This is a genomic window from Sulfurimonas autotrophica DSM 16294 (assembly GCF_000147355.1).
Lineage (GTDB): Bacteria > Campylobacterota > Campylobacteria > Campylobacterales > Sulfurimonadaceae > Sulfurimonas > Sulfurimonas autotrophica.
Genome location: NC_014506.1, coordinates 1,361,668 through 1,378,892, shown reverse-complemented (window position 1 = coordinate 1,378,892; position 17,225 = coordinate 1,361,668). Strand labels below are relative to the sequence as shown.

Here is a 17,225-nt window from a genome sequence, read left to right as displayed (position 1 = left end):
AAAATTGCAAAAATAATATTATATAAGGTCTAATAATGAGTACTTGGAGCCCGTCTAGCTGGAGAGAAAAACCAATATTACAACAACCGACATACCCTGATAAAGCAAAGCTCGAAGCAGTTTTAAAAGAGTTGAAAAATTATCCGCCGCTTGTATTTGCAGGAGAAGCACGTTCACTTAAAGAACAGCTTGCAAATGTATCACAGGGGAAAGCTTTTTTACTGCAAGGCGGTGATTGTGCTGAAAGTTTTAGTGAATTTCATGCAGATAATATTCGCGATACTTTTAAGGCTATAATGCAAATGGCAGTTGTTATGACATATGCAGGCGGACTTCCTGTTGTAAAAGTAGGACGTCTTGGCGGCCAGTTTGCAAAACCGCGTTCCTCTGATACGGAAACAATCGGCGATGTTACACTCGATTCATACCGCGGAGATATTATTAACGGCATTGGTTTTGATAAAAAATCGCGTGTGCCGGATCCTGAACGTATGATAAAAGCTTATAATCAGGCAACAGCTACACAAAACTTACTCCGTGCTTTTGCATCGGGTGGTCTTGCTGATCTGCATCAGGTAAGTAAATGGAATCTTGACTTTGCACATAAAAGTGAAGTAGGTGAGAAATATGAAGCTTTAGCGGAAGATATAGAAAAATCTTTAAAATTCATGGAAGCCTGCGGTGTTACATCAAAAACATATAGAACGCTTCGTGAAACTGACTTTTTTACTTCTCATGAAGCACTGCTTTTACCATATGAAGAAGCATTTACAAGAAAAGATTCTATCACGGGCGACTGGTATAATACAGCGGCCCATATGGTTTGGATAGGTGACAGAACACGTCAGCTTGACGGTGCACATGTTGAATATATGAAAGGCATTAAAAATCCTATCGGTATAAAAGCCGGTCCGTCTATGGATCCTGATGATTTGGTAAGACTTGCTAAAGCCGTGAACCCTGAGAATGAAGCCGGACGCCTTAATATCATCGTAAGAATGGGTGCTAACAAAGTTGGTGAGCATATGCCATCACTGATTCGTGCAGTTGAGAGAGAAGGTTTAAATGTAGTTTGGTCATGTGATCCGATGCATGGAAATACCATAAAATCATCAAATAACTACAAAACACGTCCGGTCGATGATATTTTGACTGAGATGAAACAGTTCTTCCAGGTACATAAAGCGGAGGGTACATTTGCCGGTGGTGTTCACTTGGAAATGACAGGTAAAAACGTTACTGAGTGTATCGGTGGTTCATTTACGGTAACGGAAGAAGATTTAAGTTCTCGTTACCATACACATTGTGACCCTCGTCTCAATGCAGACCAGTCATTAGAGTTAGCATTTTTAATAGCAGATTCCTTGCAGGAAGCTAATAAGTAAGTTTTATCTTACTTGAAATATATTTTCTTTTTGCAGTGCATCAAACTCTGCTCCATAGCAGAGTCTTTGCTGTATGCCTCCACGCGCTGTCAAATCAACTATAACACCTAAGTTCTCTGTTTGTATACTTTTTGTAATAGTTTCATATATTTCATAGACAATATCTTCTGCATTGTATTTTTTATCTCTAAGTGATGTCAAATATTTTTTAAAATCACGCAGGTCAAATGTTTCACCTGTACTGGTAAAATTTATATAAATTGTACCTCTGTAAGGCTGTCCACTCTGTGCAAGGAATAAAAGTTCATGGGACATATATTGTATAGTCGTATTTTCTTTTACATGTAAAGGTGTTAATTTCATTATTCTACTCTTTGCGGGTTAAGATTTCTGTTTAAAAATCTGTATTTTTCAATCTCTTTGTATTTTTCTTCATCTTTTGCATAACTGAAAGTCGGATGAATACTGATGTTGCCTCTTGGATAAAAAAGCCCGATAACTTCGAGGTATTTTGGCTGCATGAGTGCCACTAAATCTTTACCGATTTTATTGACAACGTCTTCATGAAATTCACCGCTGTTAATGAAGCTGAAAAGATAAAGTTTGAGTGATTTACTCTCAACCATTTTTACATCAGGTATATAGTTAATGATAATCGTGCCGAAATCAGGCTGATTTGTTTTTGGACAAAGGGATGTGAACTCGTCTGCATTGAGCGTAACCCAGTAATCCATCTCAGGATGAACATTTTCAAATATCTCTAAAAGCTCGGGTGCATATTCGTACTTGTACTCAGTCTCTCCGGCTCCGAGCTGGGCTACTTCTTTGGCACGTTTTGCTTTATACTCTTTTTCATCCATTGTTATACTTCCTGTGCGGCATTGATTTCTTCTTCTTTTTCTTGAATCGTTAACAGTTCTTCGACCTTTTCTTCATAGAGTGCTTCTATATCTGCAAGCTCTTTGGCAAGTTTGCTCAAACCTATCTCTTCATAACATTTAGGATCCGACAAACAGGCATTTTTTTCATCTATTTTTGCTTCAAGTTCTTCTATCTCCTGCGGAAGTTTTTCCAGTGCTATTTTTTCTTTAAAAGTCAGTTTCAAAGTTTTTGACTTTTCTTTTACATGTAACTTGGGTTTTTCCTCTTTTGTTGCCTCTTTTTCCATGTCATGAAGTTCTTTGACCTCTTTTTCAAGCTCCAAATACTCAGAGTATTGCTGATGAGACTCCTCTATGGTTTTGTCAGGTTTGAAAATGAAGAGTTTTTTTGCAATTTTATCTACAAAGTATCTGTCATGTGAGACGATTATGACAGCACCGGGAAAATTTGTCAACTGCTCTTCTAAGATATTGATAGTAGGAATATCCAAATCATTGGTCGGTTCATCAAGAATGAGTATATCGACATCCTGTGTAAAGAGCAGGGCAAGGGCAACACGGTTTTTTTCACCGCCGCTGAGTACGCCTATTTTTTTATCTAAAAATTCACGGGGAAAAAGAAAATTTTTCAAGTAACCATATACATGCAAGTCACTGCCTCGTACATTGACACGATCGCCTCCATGCGGACAAAAAGTCTCTATAAGGTTTTTGTCATCATCAAGCATCTCTCTGTGCTGGTCAAAATAGCCGACTTTAAATTCTCCGCGTTTTATTTTGCCGCTTGTCGGCTCTATGCGCCCAAGCAGAGCTTTAAGCAGGGTTGATTTTCCGCTGCCATTTGGTCCGACGATGGCGATGACATCTTTTTGAAGAATTCGTGTTGAAAAGTCATGCAACAGCTCTTTGTCTCCGAGTTTCAGTTCCAAATCTTCGACTTCAAAGAGCATTTTTTGTTTGTTGATGCTTTTGTCACGGTTAAAGTGTTTCGCCTCACGCTGCAACTCAACAGACATCTTGCGGATTTTGGCAGGGTTGGTTTTTGCTTCTTCTCGTAAATTCATTAAACGCTCTTTGCGTCCTTCATTCCGTTTGAGTCTTGCACGTACACCTCTGGCAAACCACTCGTTTTCTCTTTTTAAAATGCCGAGCAGATTGTCATGCTGTTTTTGCAGCGTTCTGAGATATTCTTCTTTTTGGGTAAGGTAGTCATTGTAACCGCCTTTGTATTCGCGGAGTGAGCAGTCTTCAACTTCTACACTTTTTGTAGCAATACGGTCGATGAAATAACGGTCATGAGAAATGAAAACAAGGGTAAACTTCTCTTTAAGTATCAGCTCTTCCAAAAACTCAACCATATAAACATCAAGGTGGTTGGTAGGCTCATCAAGCAAAAGTACATCGGGTTTTTGCAGCAGAAGTGAAGCAAGTGCAACACGACGCTGCTCGCCACCGCTTAAGAGTGCAACGGGCTTATTTTCATACGCTTTGAGCTGAAAATGTTGAATAATGCGTTCTATTTTATCATCTAAATTCCAGGCATTATGGTGTTCGATGTAACGTGAGAGCTTTTCATGTTCATCCAAAAGCACTTTGTTGTCAAAATCTTCAGCCAAAAGCAAAGAGAGCTCGTTATAACGCTCTTTTGCCGCGTTAAGCTCTTTAAGCCCTGCTTCAACCGCCTGACGCACAGTGTGCCCCTCTTCAAATTGGGGACGTTGGTCAAGCATTTTGACTTCAAGGTCATTTTTGATGATGCGTCGTCCGCCGTCAGGTGTGAGAGTTCCGTTGACGATTTTCATCAAGGTAGATTTCCCGCTCCCGTTTTTCCCAATGATAACAATACGCTCACCCTCATCAACATGAAAGTCAACTTCGGTGAGAATTTTTTGAGCAGAATAATGTTTGCTGATTTTTTGTAGGTCTATTAATGCCATAAATAATTTACTTTTTTTAGTTTTTGTAATTATAGCAGTTAAGAGACGTTTTAGTCTATAATTGTTCTCTTCTTTGCTCCGACAAGCCAATATGAAACAGCCAAACCGACAATCACGGCAGCTATAATTAATAATTCTTCCCCTTTTTCGGCAGAGAGCGAATATATTAATACTTTTCGAATCAGTGCAGCCATGGCGAGCATGATAAATGCACCTATGGCAAAGCCTTTACCCTGTAAATGATGGATTTCTTCCTGTATGAGTTCAATAGAGGCCCACAGTACAAGCAAACTGCCGAGAACGGTCAATACGCCTTTGTCTATTTTTATATCGGTGGCAACTAACATATATACATCATATACAAAAAGTCCTATGGCAAAAAATGCCACAAGTGCTAATGCAATAGCTAAAAAATAGTTTATGTAAGAATTAAATTTTTTCAGACCTGATAAAATATTTTTTTCTACTTTGGAAAGCGATAGAAATTTACTTAACTCTTCTTCTCTGTAAGAACTTGTCAATACATCTAGATTCATGTCTATAATTTTTTCAACAGCTCTGATTTCTTTTACATGCTGTTGTTTGTCTTTGAAGTTATCTTCTATACTTGTGAGTATAAAAGTTCGAACATAAGTAAATGCCGAATTGACATAGTGTGTAGGCAATCCGATTTTGACATGTATTTCACCTATTTTGTAAAGATACATAAAATAGGGCATATCATACTGCCCGCAAAAAAGGTTAATAAACCACTCTTTGATTTTTTTTCTATGGTGAGCAATAATATCTTTGTTCTTTAAAAATTGAGCAGTTTTACCAAATCCCCATATGTAATCATAAAACCCGTCTATAAATTCATCTGCAAGCTTTTCCATACGGGGTTGAAGTTCTTTAAGTATTTGAGTCTCTTCATCACTAAACTGATAGTCTTCTTTTAAATTTCTATAATGCTGCATCTGTTTTCCTTTTTATGATGTTTGAAAAATATTTTATTATACAGCTAGTTTGTGATGTTCCAGTTCCATAATTTTATCAGCTAGCCATGTTTTTATAATTGCTTGACGGCTTACACCGATATGCTGTGCTTCTTCATCTAGTTTTTTCACCATCCAAGTAGGAAAATCAATATTGATTCTTTTTGGTTCAAGGTTAGGTCTTTTTATTTTTGATAAATCAAGATATTCAATTATATCTTCTTCATTATCATCAAAAATTTTATCAAATTCTTCAGCTTTCATAAATTTCAATCTCCTTTTCTCGTGATCTTCTTGCAGAAATAATTCTAATTTTATCTTTACGGTAAGTTGTAACTATAGTATAAAATCTAGTTCCAATTTTTCCAATATTAATAAAACGAATTTCATCTTCATATGATGTTTCGATTTCAACCATTCTGTCATCATTCCAAAGAAGCTTAGCGTCTTCAAAATCTATGCCATGTTTTTGCTTATTTAATAAGCTTTTATTTTCATCATATTCGTATTTCATATAGAAAGTATATCATATTTATATGTAAATTGTAAAATTACTGAAAAATTGATGTAGATGTATAACGGCCAAATTGAAAGACAAAGGAAATTTAGTTGGGCTAACTTTTTCTTATTTTGTTATCTTGTTAGGATTGGCTATTAAGTTGGAATTCGTCAAGTGTGGTTCCGTCTTGGAGTTTCCATTCCTTTGGTCCATTTGTTGCTCTATTTTTTACTATTGATGCAGCTGCAGATGGAGATCTTACATCTATATCTTGTATTAAAATAGAACAACCATCATATTTTGAATCCTGCATATATTTATTGGTTTCAAATTGTTTTCTTAAAGGGTAATAGATATGTTTTTTAAAACTTGGTCTTTCTTCTTTTTCAATAAAAGATCCTTTTAACAATCTATAGCCATCATTTGTTATTTGCAGCTTTGCTTGTAATTTATTATTATTTTCATCAATACGATTTTTTGTTAGATCCAAATAAAATATATTATCTTTATCTAAACTAATTTCTTGTACTTCAATTTTTTCAAGATTGATAATTCCTAAATTTTTAAGCATAAAAATAATTTTTTCTAAAAACTCATCCATATCATCCATTTCTGATATTGGAAGCTTTGAACCTGTCGGATTTGAATTGTTTTTTAAATCAATAAGGGTAGTTTTTTCATTTGAAATGTTATATAGTTTTTTTTCTAAATATCTTACATGTGATTTTGTGAGGTTTGTATCTTTAGAAATAAAAATTACAAAATCAGTCCACCAATCTTTACTTTTAAAGTGATCACTAATTCTTTTGTTAACTTCATCAGCTTCACCGACATATAGGGCAATTTGAAATTCATTCATGTCTCTTGATAAAAGTAGATAAACTCCTGGTGATTTTAGTTCTTCAATTCCTTGGATAAGCTTTGAATGCTTTCTTTCTCCAATGTAGGCTTTGCCACTCCAATTGCTTAACTCAGCAGTTTTAATATTTTTTAAATCATCACCATAGATATAAAGTTTGATTGTTTGACCTCTTTTTATTGTATATCCTTTTTTTAGAGTTTTTGTGTGAGAAAATCTACTGTGTAATTATAACTCTTTATTTGCAAGCATTATAACATAAAGACATTTTATACAAAAAAATAAATGAACACGGAAAATGTTAGTTTTTTTGGGTGTAAATATTACATGTAATCTTTTTTTAAACCAAACACCTTCACATATAAAATATGAACACCAAAAGCAATGCTTCCTATAACAAGACCGAGTAAAACTTCGGCTAATAGGTTTGGCAGAAAGTGCAGATAGTTGTGTAGTTGGTGGATGTTATGCATGAAAATGCCTCCTGCTACTAAGAGCATGGCGAAGGTGCCTATGACTGTGAGAGCACGGATGGCTTTTGGCAGTGAGATTACGAGGATTCTGCCTGTTTTGTGCAGGAGTGATTTTTCATCTTCGGCACGCTCTATGAGTGCAAAACCAAAGTCATCCATGCGTACAAGCAAAGCGACAAGACCATAGACACCGATGGTTGCTAAGATGGCAACGACCGTTACGGCGATGATTTGAATGAAAAGAGGCTGTGACAGAACCGTTCCAAGGGCAATTATGACAATCTCTATAGAGAGTATAAAGTCTGTGGTTATGGCGGATTTTATTTTTTCTTTTTCTATGTTGAAAAAATCTTCTTCTGAGAGTTCTGCGAGTGCGCCGGCATGCTTTTTATGATGAGGGTAGAAGTATTCATAGATTTTCTCTACGCCTTCATACGAGAGGTAAATACCGCCAAGCATAAGTATGGGAATAATGAGCCATGAAGCATAGGCAGAGAGTAAAAAAGCGACGGGCAAAATGATGAGTTTGTTTCTAAACGAGCCTTTTGTGATGGCCCAAAGCACAGGAAGTTCACGAGATGCTGCAAAGCCTGAAGCTTTTTGGACATTAACGGCCAAATCATCACCCAAAATACCGGTAGTTTTTTTTGCAGCTACCTTGCTCACTACCGCAGCATCGTCCAAAAGTGTTGCAATATCATCAAAAAGAGCGAAAAATCCACCTGTCATTGTATAAAATCCTATTGTAATATTTTATTTATAGTAGCATAAAATGAGAAATAATCTTTTTGTAGCTATAATGTTTGATAAAATTTAAAGGAGCGGCCTTATGATTAAAATATTATTGTTCTTTGCACTACTGACATCATCACTTTACAGTGTAGAAATGGGCAAGAGTGGAGGGTGTACACTTACACAAAGCAATGCAGTCAAGATTGGGTATAACAACATGGAGCTAAAAGAGTTTACATACACACCAAAAGCTCTCAGTGGCGGAAATTTCAGACAGTTGTTCGTCGGCGCAACCTTACATGTAACACTGCCAAATACGCATGAAAAACTTTTTGTACAGGTACTTGATTACAAACCGAACAAACGCATTAAAGGCAAGCCAAAAACCGGTAAATTTATTACACAATTCACATATAAGGGCAAGAAAAAAATTATTGCCATGGATTATATATTTGACGCTGGAGTGATGAAAGTATATGCAGAGTTAGACAAAGCAACCTTAAAAGAGGTGAGCAAAGAAAACAAAATGAAAATATGGTTTGAAACAGACGTCAAATACTCTTTGTGTCATGTGAAATAGGTGTACTTTTCCTTATTTATCTGCTCGCAAATACTACGCCGGGTTCTAATTTTAATACGGGTCTGACGCTGATAACCGCTGCAGTTACACTTACTATAAAAACACTTAAAAATCCGAGAACAGGTGCAAACCACATCAAACGAAAGGGAAAACTGGCACTGGAGACTGCTTCTCCAAATAATCCGGCAATTCCTATGCCTATACCGCTTCCTATGAGAACCCCGATAAAGGCTTGTGTAAATACCATTGTGCTGAGTTGTTTGTTTGTTGCACCCATCGCTTTTAATACGGCGTACTGTTTGAGGTTTTCATAGGTAAACATATAAAGCATAACGCCTGTGACTCCAAATCCCACAAGCATTGCCAACATTACCATATTTACCATATCGCCGACATCCTCAGAGTTGATGAGGTACCACATGACAGTTTCTTTTTTAAGTTCTGTACTTGTAACAGCTTTTAATCCTGTTTGATTATGGATTTTTTGCGCCAAAATTTCAGGCACAATGTTCTTTGGTGCTCTTACCATTATAAAAGTTACTCTTTTGTTTTGAGCAGGCGTAAGACGTATAAAATTTGAAGCAGTCGTATACATGAGTGGTCGTGGCGGAAATCTTCCAAGCATATGTGAAACGCCTGTGACTATCACTCGTCTGTCATCTATGAGAAGTTCGTCACCAGAGCGTAATCTACGCGTAGGTACATTCAGATGTGCTCCGTCATAACTCCACATATCTTTTTGATTTGTCGGTGTCTGCAGTTTGCCTTTTGTTCCGCCGCTGTCAACGATGACACTCTGTGGTAAGCGTAGTGCATTTTGTTTGAGCCCCGTTTTTAAAACAGGTGCACCGCTAAGCGTTGCATTATCTACACCTATTAGCTGAAATTTTTGAAAATGTCCGTTTGGAAACCTTGCTGTAGCATCACCGATATAGAGTGGTGTAGCATAACTCACGCCACTGACGCTTCTTACCAAATCAAGTGCAGAGTTTGGCATATTTATTGTGGCTTCTGTAGAGTTTACCGCACTGTCCATAACCCAGACATCTGCTGTGGGGTTTTCATTGACAAGAGAGAATCCTCGTGTCATAAAACCTGCAAAATATGAAAGTGCAAAAGTAACCAAAAAAGCAGTAAAAGTAATCCCTAGTATAAGCCCGATGTATTTGGTCTTATCTCCCATAAGCATTTCGACAGCTACACGAAACATTTACTTGTCCTTACTTTGCACAAATACATCAAGTTGTTGCCCTACAAAGAGAGGAAAATCTACTTTTTTCGGCAAGGCATAAAGCACTTGTAAAACTCTTGTATCCGTTCTCTCTGTCGCAATACCTGTGAGGTTTTTCTTAGGAACGACATAAGGCATAGTGTAAAGATATTTGAGCGATATTTTGAGTTTTGGGTGTCCGCGAACAAAAGCAACTGCATTTGTATCTGGCATAAACTTGTATACATCGTATTCGTTAATATCAACGCGCAGATTAAGTGTACTGCTACCAAGAATAAGTAATTTACTGCTTGGAGCAAAATATTTTCCGATATTAAGCTTGGACTCTAAAACTTTGCCGTCTATCGGGCTGTAAACAGTATACAAAGACAACTCTTTTTGTAAAACTTTAAGTTTTGATTTGGCAACAGATAGGGCCGCTTCTGCCTCTGTTACACTATCTTTTGCAGCAGTGTATTTTGTTTTCTTTACCATCTGCGGAGAAACTTTTTTAAAGCTTTTAATAATTTGAAATTGATGCTGTGCTTTTTGAAGCTTTGTTTTTGCGAGTTCAATTTCAGCCTGTAAAGCTGTTATTTTTGCTGTGAGATTTTTTTCATTAAGAGTAAAAAGTAATTCTCCCTTTTTAACATTGTCTCCGCTCTCGACATTGACTTTGGAGATGACACCGGAAATAGAAGAACCTATTTGAATATTTTTACTTCCTGATTCAACTATTCCAGTACCTGCAATAAAATTTTTGTAAGGCGGTTTTAACTCCGGTATAGGCTCTGTTTGAGACTCTTTTGGCCTTTGATCGTAAAAAATGACCCCAAGTCCGACTATAATGCCGATAATTGATAAAACTAGAAGTGTGTAAAAACTTTTCATATTAATTTTCCTCTATCTTGATAATTTTTCCATCTTCCATATGTGCCATTCTGTCACCATATTCATATATTCTATTGTCATGGGTTACGACTATCATTGTTTTTCCTTTTTCTTTTGTCATTTTACTGAGCAGTTCCATAACAATCTGACCTGATTTATGGTCAAGACTGCTTGTCGGTTCATCGCAAATAATAAATTCAGGGTTATGAACCAAAGCTCTGGCAATGGCAACACGCTGTTGCTGTCCGCCACTTAAATGAGACGGTCTGACGTCATATTTTGAACTGAGCTCTACTTCATCGAGCATCGCTTTTGCTTTTTGGAGAGCTATCGCTCGTTTTTCTCCTGCTATAGTCAAAGGCAGTGCTACATTTTCAACTGCTGTCAGAGATGGAAGCAGATTAAAAGCCTGAAAAACAAAACCGACTGATTTGCCTCGAAAGAGTACTTTTTCATCTTCATCCATAGTTGTCAAATCATGTCCTAAAACATTACAGATACCACTGTCAAAGCTAAGCAGTGCCGTAATCACAGAAACAAAGGTTGTTTTTCCGCATCCTGAAGGGCCTACAAGCATTAATAACTCACCTTCATATACATCAAGTGTTACTCCGCGCAATGCAAATACTTCAGACTCTCCGCTTCCAAATGTTTTTATAATATCTTTGCAGTGTAAGATAGTTTTATTCATAAATAATACCTGAGGCAATGTTATTTAATACAGTAGCTTCTAATTCTTTTTTAGATTTTATTTCAAGAATTTGCTCTTTTACATGTAAAGTTTGCAAAAGAGTCTGCATGTAAGTATTAAAATCAACATATTGTCGTAAGTATGCGGTTTTAATGGTTTTTTCACTTTTTTCATAGTCATCCAAATTTTTATATAAAACCTTGAGCTGTTGGACTGCATTTATATAGTCTTGATATCTTGTTGTATATTCATTTTTTCGTCGAATTTTATATTGTATATTTTGAGATTTTAGACTTAATGCCTTTACTTTTAAAGCTTGGGCTTCTTTAAAATTACCTGCATTGAGTGGTATTTGCAGACCAACAATGAAAGAGTAATTATTTCCATAAGATGTCGGATCACCGAGTTGTTGGTAAGCAGCCCCTGCAGTTACATCCGGTAAATAGGAGCGCTCTAAGCCTTTAGCTTGTACCAATAATTTTTGTGCATCTGTATTGTTGAGGCTAAGTTGAGGGTTTCTACTTAAAAAGTCTTCTTTAGAATATAGTAGTTTTGAACTTTTTAATGGTGGAATTTGTTGATTTGGAGCATAAAGATTAAGCTGTTTTTTCATTTTTAAAATTTCATTTTCTTGATTAATTATTGTCATTTCAAGAGAAGTAAGCTGATTTTTGAATCGTAACAGGTCCATACTGGTAATTGCACCTTTTTGTTGCAGCTTTTGTAGTTTGCCATATATATCTTCTTGTTCATTAAAAAGGGCTTTGTATAGAGATAGTTGTTCTAATGTTTTGTTATATAAAGCAATCATATTTACAAGAGATATAAATAGTTGTTCTTTTTGTATATTTAACACAGATTTTTTAGATTTTAAATCAAGTGTGAGTGCATCAATTTTGTAACTGCTTTTATCGAATAAGTCGAGTGTATCATTGAAAGTTACATTAGTCGTATCAAAGGCGTTGGTTAACCTTTTGGCTTTTGTCTTACTGTAGTCAGCATTTAAAGAAAAGTTGGCGTATTTACTGTATACAACTCCACTTTTATTGAGTTTATTTGCTTTTGTATTAAGTTCATATTTTTGATTGTATTGTAATGTAGTCACTGTTTTTTTATAAAAATCTATAATATTTGCATCAAGTGTCATACTGAGAATTAAGATTAAAATTATTTTTTTTGTCATGAATTGTATTCCTAATATATGTTAAGGTGAGATAATTATAGTGGATTAAAATGAAATGAAAATGAATTTTCCTTTCATGTGTAATTAATATTAATATGATATTATAAAAAAAATAAGGAATGTATTATGCCAGATATATTAGAATATATAAAAAGTAATAAAGGCGAATTATTTGAAACTATATTGAATGATATATCTGAATATAAATACAGAAATGCACGTTATGATGTAGAATTTTCTTTAGTAGCTATTTATTGTAAAAATACATTTGCTGTGGATGTAGAGACATTAAAAAAGAAGTTGAGACAAACTGATAGATTAATATACTTAAATGATAATTTATGCTGCATTATACTTGATGGCATATCTGCAGAGTTATGTGCAAAAGCAGCTGAAAATGTAAATTATCATCTTTTACAGATAAATGTCAATAATAAATATTATCTCAGTGCAGCTGATTCACAAAACTATAATCCAAAATATAAAAATATGATTCAAAGTTTATTAGACAGATTGGAATATGCTATTGAAAATAATTTAGAAAATATTGTCATATATCAAGATTATGTTATTTAAATTATAATACTATACGAACTCATTTAAAGGATTTTATTTGGGTTTATTTATACATATTCATTTAATAGCTGCTATTGCTTGGATAGGCGGTTCTATATTTATGTTTGTTTTAGGCGTTACACTGCTCGATAAAGAGAAACAAAAACAGGTTTATCCTCATATCGGGCCTATTTTTGGCTATTTTGAATTGGTTTCTATAGTTGTATTGTTGTTGACAGGGACTGTGATGATTGTTGATAATGGTTTATACCATATGCTCTTGACTCATGATGACAATATTATAGTCCAAGCGCTAAGAAAGAAATTATTTATAGTGGCTATTATTGTTATTGCAACTATTATTCATTTTTTTATAGCATTTCGTACAAATGGTAAAGAACGAACAAAAATACAAAACATTATATCACGCGGGTCTTCTTTACTTATATTCTTTTTAAATCTTTTTGTTCTGCATTATGCGATTATGATTCGTGCAATGCTTTAATCTTACTCGTCATTTTTTGGACATATCTCTTTTGCCGTAAACCATTTTGCTATACCTTCATCATTATAATGATATTCCCTTTGAGACGGAGGTATAACGCTGTTTCTCATTTTAGCTCTTATAATGCCAACAACTACAAACATTATAAGTAAAGTTGCTCCTGCTATAAAATAATCATATAAATACCAAGCTGTTAAAGCAGTTACAATAGGAGTAAACTGTAATAAAAACTTCATTAACAATGCAATGAGTTGACACTTTTTTGTATGTAAAACAGGAGTAGGTTCTATTAAATTAATATAATCATTTTTCATTCAAACATTATATCAAAAATATAAAAAGAACAAACTTGAGTTAAATTGACTAAACAATATTGATAAAACTTGCAACTATTAACTTTTTTTGGTAAAATACTGTCAAATTTCAAAAAAAGGATTTATATTATGGCTAAACATCAATTTCAAACAGAAGCAAATCAAATTTTACAACTAATGATTCATTCACTTTATTCAAACAAGGAGATTTTTCTTCGTGAATTAATTTCAAATGCATCGGATGCACTTGATAAACTCAATATGTTGGTTTTAACAAATGAAGAGTATAAGGGCGTGAAATTTGACCCTAGAATCGACATAAAAAAAGACAAAGAGAATAAATTACTGACTATTACTGATACCGGAATAGGTATGAACGAAGTAGATCTATTAAATAACCTTGGTACAATTGCCAAATCAGGAACAAAAGCATTTTTAGAAAATATGACAGGTGATCAAAAAGTTGATTCTCATCTAATCGGTCAATTTGGAGTAGGTTTTTATGCTGCATTTATGGTGGCTGACACAGTTGAGGTTATCACGAAAAAAGCAGGTGAAGAACAGGCATATAAATGGATAAGTACCGGCAACGGCGAATTTGAAATACAAGAGACTACAAAAGAGGGTCATGGAACAGAAATTATTCTGCATTTAAATGAAGGTGAAGAGGAATTCTTAGAAGAGCACCGTATCGAAGCTATTGTGAAAAAATATTCTAACCATATTCCATTCCCGATTTTTATGGACAAAGAAAAGCATATTCCGGCAGTTACTGACGATGATGGTAAAGAGACAGAGCCTGCACGTACTGAAATAGAGAATGTACAAATTAACAGTGCGAATGCTCTTTGGACAATTTCCAAAAATGAGTTAAAAGATGAAGATTATAAAGCATTTTATGAAACACTTGCGCATTCAAATGAAGAACCTTTAACGTGGATGCACCACAAAGCTGAAGGGGCGATTGAATATACTACGCTCTTTTATATTCCAAGTAAAGCGCCGATGGATATTTATAGAGTAGATTATCAGCCTGGTGTAAAACTCTACATCAACCGTGTATTTATTACAGATGATGACAAAGAGTTAATGCCTACATACTTACGTTTTTTGCGTGGTGTGATTGATTCTAAAGATTTACCGTTAAATGTTTCTCGTGAAATCTTACAGTCAAATCCTGTAATGGCAAAAATAAAAAATGCTTCGGTTAAAAAGGTGCTTTCAGAACTTGCAAAAATGATGAAAAAAGAACCTGAAAAGTATGATACATTCTATACAGAGTTTGGAAATGTTCTAAAAGAAGGGCTTTATAATGATTTTGCAAATCGTGAGAAAATTTTAGAACTGTTAAAATTCCATACCTTAAACTCTGATGAAATGACAACTATAGAAGAGTTTGCTAAAAATGTGGATGAAGACAAGAAAGAAATTTACTATCTAGCAAGTAAAGGTTCTATAGATATGCTTAAACATTCTCCTGTATTGGAAAAATTTAGAGCACGTGGTATAGATGTATTGCTTTTAAACGAAGAGGTAGATACTATCATTTTCCCAATGGTTACAGAGTACAAAGAGTACAAGCTTATACCGGCAACAGATGCAAAATTTGAAGAGAGCGAAGAAGATAAAAAAGCAAAAGAAGAGTTAACAAAAGAGTATGAAGGGCTTGCTAAAGAGTTTAAAGAGACTTTAGGTGAAGCTGTCAAAGAGGTTGAAGTGACAACTGAACTTACTGAATCTCCTGTGGCACTTAAAATAGACAAAGAAGACCCTTCTTATATGATGGCACAGATGATGAAACAAATGGGACAGGGCGGTGATGTAGAGGAGCCTGCTCCAATTTTACAAATCAACCCTAAACATGAATTGATTGAAAAGTTAAAAAACTCAAGTGATCAAAACTTAATTGAAGATGCTGCACATGTATTATTTGACCAGGCAAAACTGTTTGACGGTAAAGAACTTGATGATACAGCAGATTTTGCAATGAGACTTAATAGAATCATTACAAAAGCAGTATAACTTTTTTGAATGAGTGTAATTGTAGCACTCATTCAAACTCTCTCCCATTATTTTTCATTTTTTAGTTATTTAACACAAAAATATGATATCTTATGTTTATGTTGGAAAAATTAAAAATTTTTATGAAATCATCAAATGATCAATCTGTTACGCAAATGTTACATGATGCAAAAAAAATATGTATTGTATTGGCAACAGGCATATTGAGTGATTTAAAAATACAAAATTATAAGTATGATATTTCAATTGCTGTGCGTGAATTAGGATTAGACAAAGAACTAGTCGCTCAACTAGTTGATGATTATGTAGCACAGGTTATTAAAGCAGTTGTTCAATTTGAAGATTACTTGAGCACACTTCAAAATTCACAAGACAATCATGATGATTTAGATTATACTGCATTTCGGGAGCTGGCACATAAAAATTTAGGTGTTGCAAGAAATTTACGAATAAAAGATGCAGAAATATTACTGTATGAATTGATGAAAAAAGATAATTTAGATTATCTGCTTGCCTGTTTGGAAGCTTTAAAAGTATGTGCTATTAAGTTGCGTCCAAAGTGTGCTTATGACACATTTAAACTGATAGAAGTAAAAAGTTCTTTATAACTCTATCTATTTTTAAAAGATTTCGAAACCTGTTCTAGTTTTCCTTTTGCTTTCATAGGTGCTACCGTTCCTTTTTTATGTATAGGCAGAGCAAATGCCAGAAGTATAAAAATGAAAGAGAAGACAATTGCACTTAGAACACTAAGAATAAGTTTGAGTTTGAAATCTTTCACATTTTCCCTTTAAGAATTTTCTTTTTGCTCATTTGTCATATAAATCCAGAATTCTTTATGGCTATATCCTTTGTTGAGAAAAAAGAGTTGTAAAATTGCCACTCTGTAGAGTGTTACAAGCATTTTGGCATAAGGAATAAGAAGACTCAGCCTAATAAGCATAGACTGCTCTTTATCTCCTTTTGATTCTATCATTTCTTTCATTCCAATATTGTTACTCAAATAAATTCCAAACATAATGGAAAATGCAAAATTTAAAATGAGTCCAAAAATTATATATGCTATAAAATTTTGTTCGTACATACCTGCTATCATCTGAAAAAACTTCCTATATTTTATTGTTATAGAAGCATTTTATCCAAAAAGTATTAGTGTTTAGTTTAAGTAATAAAATTAAATTACCAAAAAGTAACAACTGCATATTAATTTAAAAATAAAAAATCTTTTAAAAACTTTATTTAAACATCTTTATACTATACTAAGCCCACAAATTATGAATAAAGGGTGATTTTATGGAAACTAACCTCGTAATGGAGGGAGTTAAGTTTATGTTTTTAGGAATGGGGACTGTGTTCACATTTTTAGTTATAATGATAGGCGCAGTGAACCTGATGTCATTAATTATACATAAGTTTTTCCCTGAACCACATGCAGTAGAAGAGACTGCATCTGGCGGTACACAAAAAGACAATAAAAAAATAGTTGCGGCAATTACAGCTGCAATAGCACATCATAGACAAGGTTAAGGATTAT

At 34.4% G+C, this 17,225-nt stretch carries 22 protein-coding genes; 7 read left to right on the top strand and 15 right to left on the bottom strand.

Going from position 1 to position 17,225, the window contains the following annotated elements; genetic code table 11:
* The first annotated feature begins 35 nt into the window (after positions 1–35).
* Complete coding sequence (locus SAUT_RS07060; protein WP_013327197.1) at positions 36–1,385, top strand: class II 3-deoxy-7-phosphoheptulonate synthase; 1,350 nt, start codon at positions 36–38, stop codon at positions 1,383–1,385.
* A gap of 3 nt (positions 1,386–1,388) precedes the next feature.
* On the opposite strand, the gene SAUT_RS07055 is transcribed toward SAUT_RS07060, so the two are convergent.
* The 8 genes from SAUT_RS07055 to SAUT_RS07020 form a co-directional block, all read right to left on the bottom strand.
* A complete protein-coding gene (locus SAUT_RS07055; protein ID WP_013327196.1) occupies positions 1,389–1,748 on the bottom strand; it encodes a hypothetical protein in 360 nt (119 codons plus the stop codon).
* Positions 1,748–2,245 carry a preQ(1) synthase gene (gene queF, locus SAUT_RS07050; RefSeq protein WP_013327195.1) on the bottom strand — a complete coding sequence of 166 codons (498 nt, stop codon included), beginning with the start codon at positions 2,243–2,245 and terminating at the stop codon, positions 1,748–1,750. The genes SAUT_RS07055 and queF overlap by 1 nt, the downstream gene beginning before the upstream one ends.
* A 2-nt stretch (positions 2,246–2,247) precedes the next feature.
* Entirely contained in the window at positions 2,248–4,203 is a 1,956-nt protein-coding gene (gene abc-f, locus SAUT_RS07045; RefSeq protein WP_013327194.1) for a ribosomal protection-like ABC-F family protein, read from the bottom strand.
* A gap of 50 nt (positions 4,204–4,253) precedes the next feature.
* Positions 4,254–5,159, bottom strand: coding sequence for a protoglobin domain-containing protein (locus tag SAUT_RS07040; protein WP_013327193.1), 906 nt, complete (start codon positions 5,157–5,159; stop codon positions 4,254–4,256).
* A gap of 36 nt (positions 5,160–5,195) precedes the next feature.
* Entirely contained in the window at positions 5,196–5,441 is a 246-nt protein-coding gene (brnA, locus tag SAUT_RS07035) for a type II toxin-antitoxin system BrnA family antitoxin (RefSeq protein ID WP_013327192.1), read from the bottom strand.
* Complete coding sequence (locus tag SAUT_RS07030) at positions 5,431–5,691, bottom strand: BrnT family toxin (RefSeq protein ID WP_013327191.1); 261 nt, start codon at positions 5,689–5,691, stop codon at positions 5,431–5,433. Before SAUT_RS07030 ends, brnA begins: the two co-directional genes overlap by 11 nt.
* Positions 5,692–5,818: 127 nt before the next feature.
* Positions 5,819–6,535, bottom strand: coding sequence for a GIY-YIG nuclease family protein (locus tag SAUT_RS07025; protein ID WP_223175430.1), 717 nt, complete (start codon positions 6,533–6,535; stop codon positions 5,819–5,821).
* A gap of 323 nt (positions 6,536–6,858) precedes the next feature.
* Positions 6,859–7,737 (bottom strand): DUF808 domain-containing protein, encoded by an 879-nt coding sequence (locus SAUT_RS07020; RefSeq protein WP_013327189.1) that lies wholly within the window; start codon positions 7,735–7,737, stop codon positions 6,859–6,861.
* A gap of 100 nt (positions 7,738–7,837) precedes the next feature.
* Between SAUT_RS07020 and SAUT_RS07015 the strand changes: the two genes are divergently transcribed.
* Complete coding sequence (locus SAUT_RS07015; RefSeq protein WP_013327188.1) at positions 7,838–8,320, top strand: hypothetical protein; 483 nt, start codon at positions 7,838–7,840, stop codon at positions 8,318–8,320.
* Between the two features lie 16 nt (positions 8,321–8,336).
* Here the strand turns inward: SAUT_RS07015 and SAUT_RS07010 are convergent, their stop codons facing one another.
* From SAUT_RS07010 to SAUT_RS06995, 4 genes are read right to left on the bottom strand one after another with little or no spacing between them, the layout of a single operon-like run.
* Complete coding sequence (locus SAUT_RS07010) at positions 8,337–9,530, bottom strand: ABC transporter permease (protein WP_013327187.1); 1,194 nt, start codon at positions 9,528–9,530, stop codon at positions 8,337–8,339.
* Positions 9,531–10,421 carry an efflux RND transporter periplasmic adaptor subunit gene (locus tag SAUT_RS07005; protein ID WP_013327186.1) on the bottom strand — a complete coding sequence of 297 codons (891 nt, stop codon included), beginning with the start codon at positions 10,419–10,421 and terminating at the stop codon, positions 9,531–9,533.
* A gap of 1 nt (position 10,422) precedes the next feature.
* Positions 10,423–11,112 carry an ABC transporter ATP-binding protein gene (locus SAUT_RS07000; RefSeq protein WP_013327185.1) on the bottom strand — a complete coding sequence of 230 codons (690 nt, stop codon included), beginning with the start codon at positions 11,110–11,112 and terminating at the stop codon, positions 10,423–10,425.
* Positions 11,105–12,295: a TolC family protein gene (locus SAUT_RS06995; RefSeq protein WP_013327184.1), complete on the bottom strand. Its 1,191-nt coding sequence runs from the start codon at positions 12,293–12,295 to the stop codon at positions 11,105–11,107. Before SAUT_RS06995 ends, SAUT_RS07000 begins: the two co-directional genes overlap by 8 nt.
* Positions 12,296–12,421: 126 nt before the next feature.
* Here SAUT_RS06995 and SAUT_RS06990 point away from each other — a divergent pair, with 126 nt between their 5' ends.
* Positions 12,422–12,871, top strand: coding sequence for a hypothetical protein (locus tag SAUT_RS06990; RefSeq protein WP_013327183.1), 450 nt, complete (start codon positions 12,422–12,424; stop codon positions 12,869–12,871).
* A 37-nt stretch (positions 12,872–12,908) separates the two neighbouring features.
* Positions 12,909–13,355, top strand: coding sequence for a hypothetical protein (locus tag SAUT_RS06985; RefSeq protein WP_013327182.1), 447 nt, complete (start codon positions 12,909–12,911; stop codon positions 13,353–13,355).
* Positions 13,356–13,357: 2 nt separating this feature from the next.
* Here SAUT_RS06985 and SAUT_RS06980 read toward each other — a convergent pair whose 3' ends face one another.
* Positions 13,358–13,669: a hypothetical protein gene (locus SAUT_RS06980; RefSeq protein WP_013327181.1), complete on the bottom strand. Its 312-nt coding sequence runs from the start codon at positions 13,667–13,669 to the stop codon at positions 13,358–13,360.
* A 129-nt stretch (positions 13,670–13,798) separates the two neighbouring features.
* Here SAUT_RS06980 and htpG point away from each other — a divergent pair, with 129 nt between their 5' ends.
* Together htpG and SAUT_RS06970 are read left to right on the top strand one after the other, a co-directional pair.
* Positions 13,799–15,691, top strand: a complete 1,893-nt coding sequence (gene htpG / locus SAUT_RS06975) for a molecular chaperone HtpG (RefSeq protein ID WP_013327180.1) — start codon at positions 13,799–13,801, stop codon at positions 15,689–15,691.
* Positions 15,692–15,813: 122 nt separating this feature from the next.
* Positions 15,814–16,299: a hypothetical protein gene (locus tag SAUT_RS06970; RefSeq protein ID WP_169302254.1), complete on the top strand. Its 486-nt coding sequence runs from the start codon at positions 15,814–15,816 to the stop codon at positions 16,297–16,299.
* Between the two features lie 2 nt (positions 16,300–16,301).
* Here SAUT_RS06970 and SAUT_RS11370 read toward each other — a convergent pair whose 3' ends face one another.
* The gene (locus tag SAUT_RS11370) at positions 16,302–16,472 is read right to left on the bottom strand and encodes a hypothetical protein (RefSeq protein WP_013327178.1); all 171 of its coding nucleotides are present in this window, start codon (positions 16,470–16,472) and stop codon (positions 16,302–16,304) included.
* Positions 16,473–16,481: 9 nt separating this feature from the next.
* On the bottom strand, positions 16,482–16,787 hold the full coding sequence (locus SAUT_RS06965) for a hypothetical protein (protein ID WP_013327177.1): 306 nt from the start codon (positions 16,785–16,787) through the stop codon (positions 16,482–16,484).
* 197 nt (positions 16,788–16,984) lie between these two features.
* Here SAUT_RS06965 and SAUT_RS06960 point away from each other — a divergent pair, with 197 nt between their 5' ends.
* The gene (locus SAUT_RS06960) at positions 16,985–17,218 is read left to right on the top strand and encodes an OadG family protein (RefSeq protein ID WP_013327176.1); all 234 of its coding nucleotides are present in this window, start codon (positions 16,985–16,987) and stop codon (positions 17,216–17,218) included.
* Positions 17,219–17,225 lie beyond the last annotated feature (7 nt).

Bases quoted from the DNA above. Each gene is read 5' to 3' on its own strand.
- SAUT_RS07060 (WP_013327197.1), top strand. From the start codon at position 36: ATGAGTACTTGGAGCCCGTCTAGCTGGAGAGAAAAACCAATATTACAA.
- SAUT_RS07055 (WP_013327196.1), bottom strand. From the start codon at position 1,748: ATGAAATTAACACCTTTACATGTAAAAGAAAATACGACTATACAATAT.
- queF (WP_013327195.1), bottom strand. From the start codon at position 2,245: ATGGATGAAAAAGAGTATAAAGCAAAACGTGCCAAAGAAGTAGCCCAG.
- abc-f (WP_013327194.1), bottom strand. From the start codon at position 4,203: ATGGCATTAATAGACCTACAAAAAATCAGCAAACATTATTCTGCTCAA.
- SAUT_RS07040 (WP_013327193.1), bottom strand. From the start codon at position 5,159: ATGCAGCATTATAGAAATTTAAAAGAAGACTATCAGTTTAGTGATGAA.
- brnA (WP_013327192.1), bottom strand. From the start codon at position 5,441: ATGAAAGCTGAAGAATTTGATAAAATTTTTGATGATAATGAAGAAGAT.
- SAUT_RS07030 (WP_013327191.1), bottom strand. From the start codon at position 5,691: ATGAAATACGAATATGATGAAAATAAAAGCTTATTAAATAAGCAAAAA.
- SAUT_RS07025 (WP_223175430.1), bottom strand. From the start codon at position 6,535: ATGAATGAATTTCAAATTGCCCTATATGTCGGTGAAGCTGATGAAGTT.
- SAUT_RS07020 (WP_013327189.1), bottom strand. From the start codon at position 7,737: ATGACAGGTGGATTTTTCGCTCTTTTTGATGATATTGCAACACTTTTG.
- SAUT_RS07015 (WP_013327188.1), top strand. From the start codon at position 7,838: ATGATTAAAATATTATTGTTCTTTGCACTACTGACATCATCACTTTAC.
- SAUT_RS07010 (WP_013327187.1), bottom strand. From the start codon at position 9,530: ATGTTTCGTGTAGCTGTCGAAATGCTTATGGGAGATAAGACCAAATAC.
- SAUT_RS07005 (WP_013327186.1), bottom strand. From the start codon at position 10,421: ATGAAAAGTTTTTACACACTTCTAGTTTTATCAATTATCGGCATTATA.
- SAUT_RS07000 (WP_013327185.1), bottom strand. From the start codon at position 11,112: ATGAATAAAACTATCTTACACTGCAAAGATATTATAAAAACATTTGGA.
- SAUT_RS06995 (WP_013327184.1), bottom strand. From the start codon at position 12,295: ATGACAAAAAAAATAATTTTAATCTTAATTCTCAGTATGACACTTGAT.
- SAUT_RS06990 (WP_013327183.1), top strand. From the start codon at position 12,422: ATGCCAGATATATTAGAATATATAAAAAGTAATAAAGGCGAATTATTT.
- SAUT_RS06980 (WP_013327181.1), bottom strand. From the start codon at position 13,669: ATGAAAAATGATTATATTAATTTAATAGAACCTACTCCTGTTTTACAT.
- htpG (WP_013327180.1), top strand. From the start codon at position 13,799: ATGGCTAAACATCAATTTCAAACAGAAGCAAATCAAATTTTACAACTA.
- SAUT_RS06970 (WP_169302254.1), top strand. From the start codon at position 15,814: ATGAAATCATCAAATGATCAATCTGTTACGCAAATGTTACATGATGCA.
- SAUT_RS06965 (WP_013327177.1), bottom strand. From the start codon at position 16,787: ATGATAGCAGGTATGTACGAACAAAATTTTATAGCATATATAATTTTT.
- SAUT_RS06960 (WP_013327176.1), top strand. From the start codon at position 16,985: ATGGAAACTAACCTCGTAATGGAGGGAGTTAAGTTTATGTTTTTAGGA.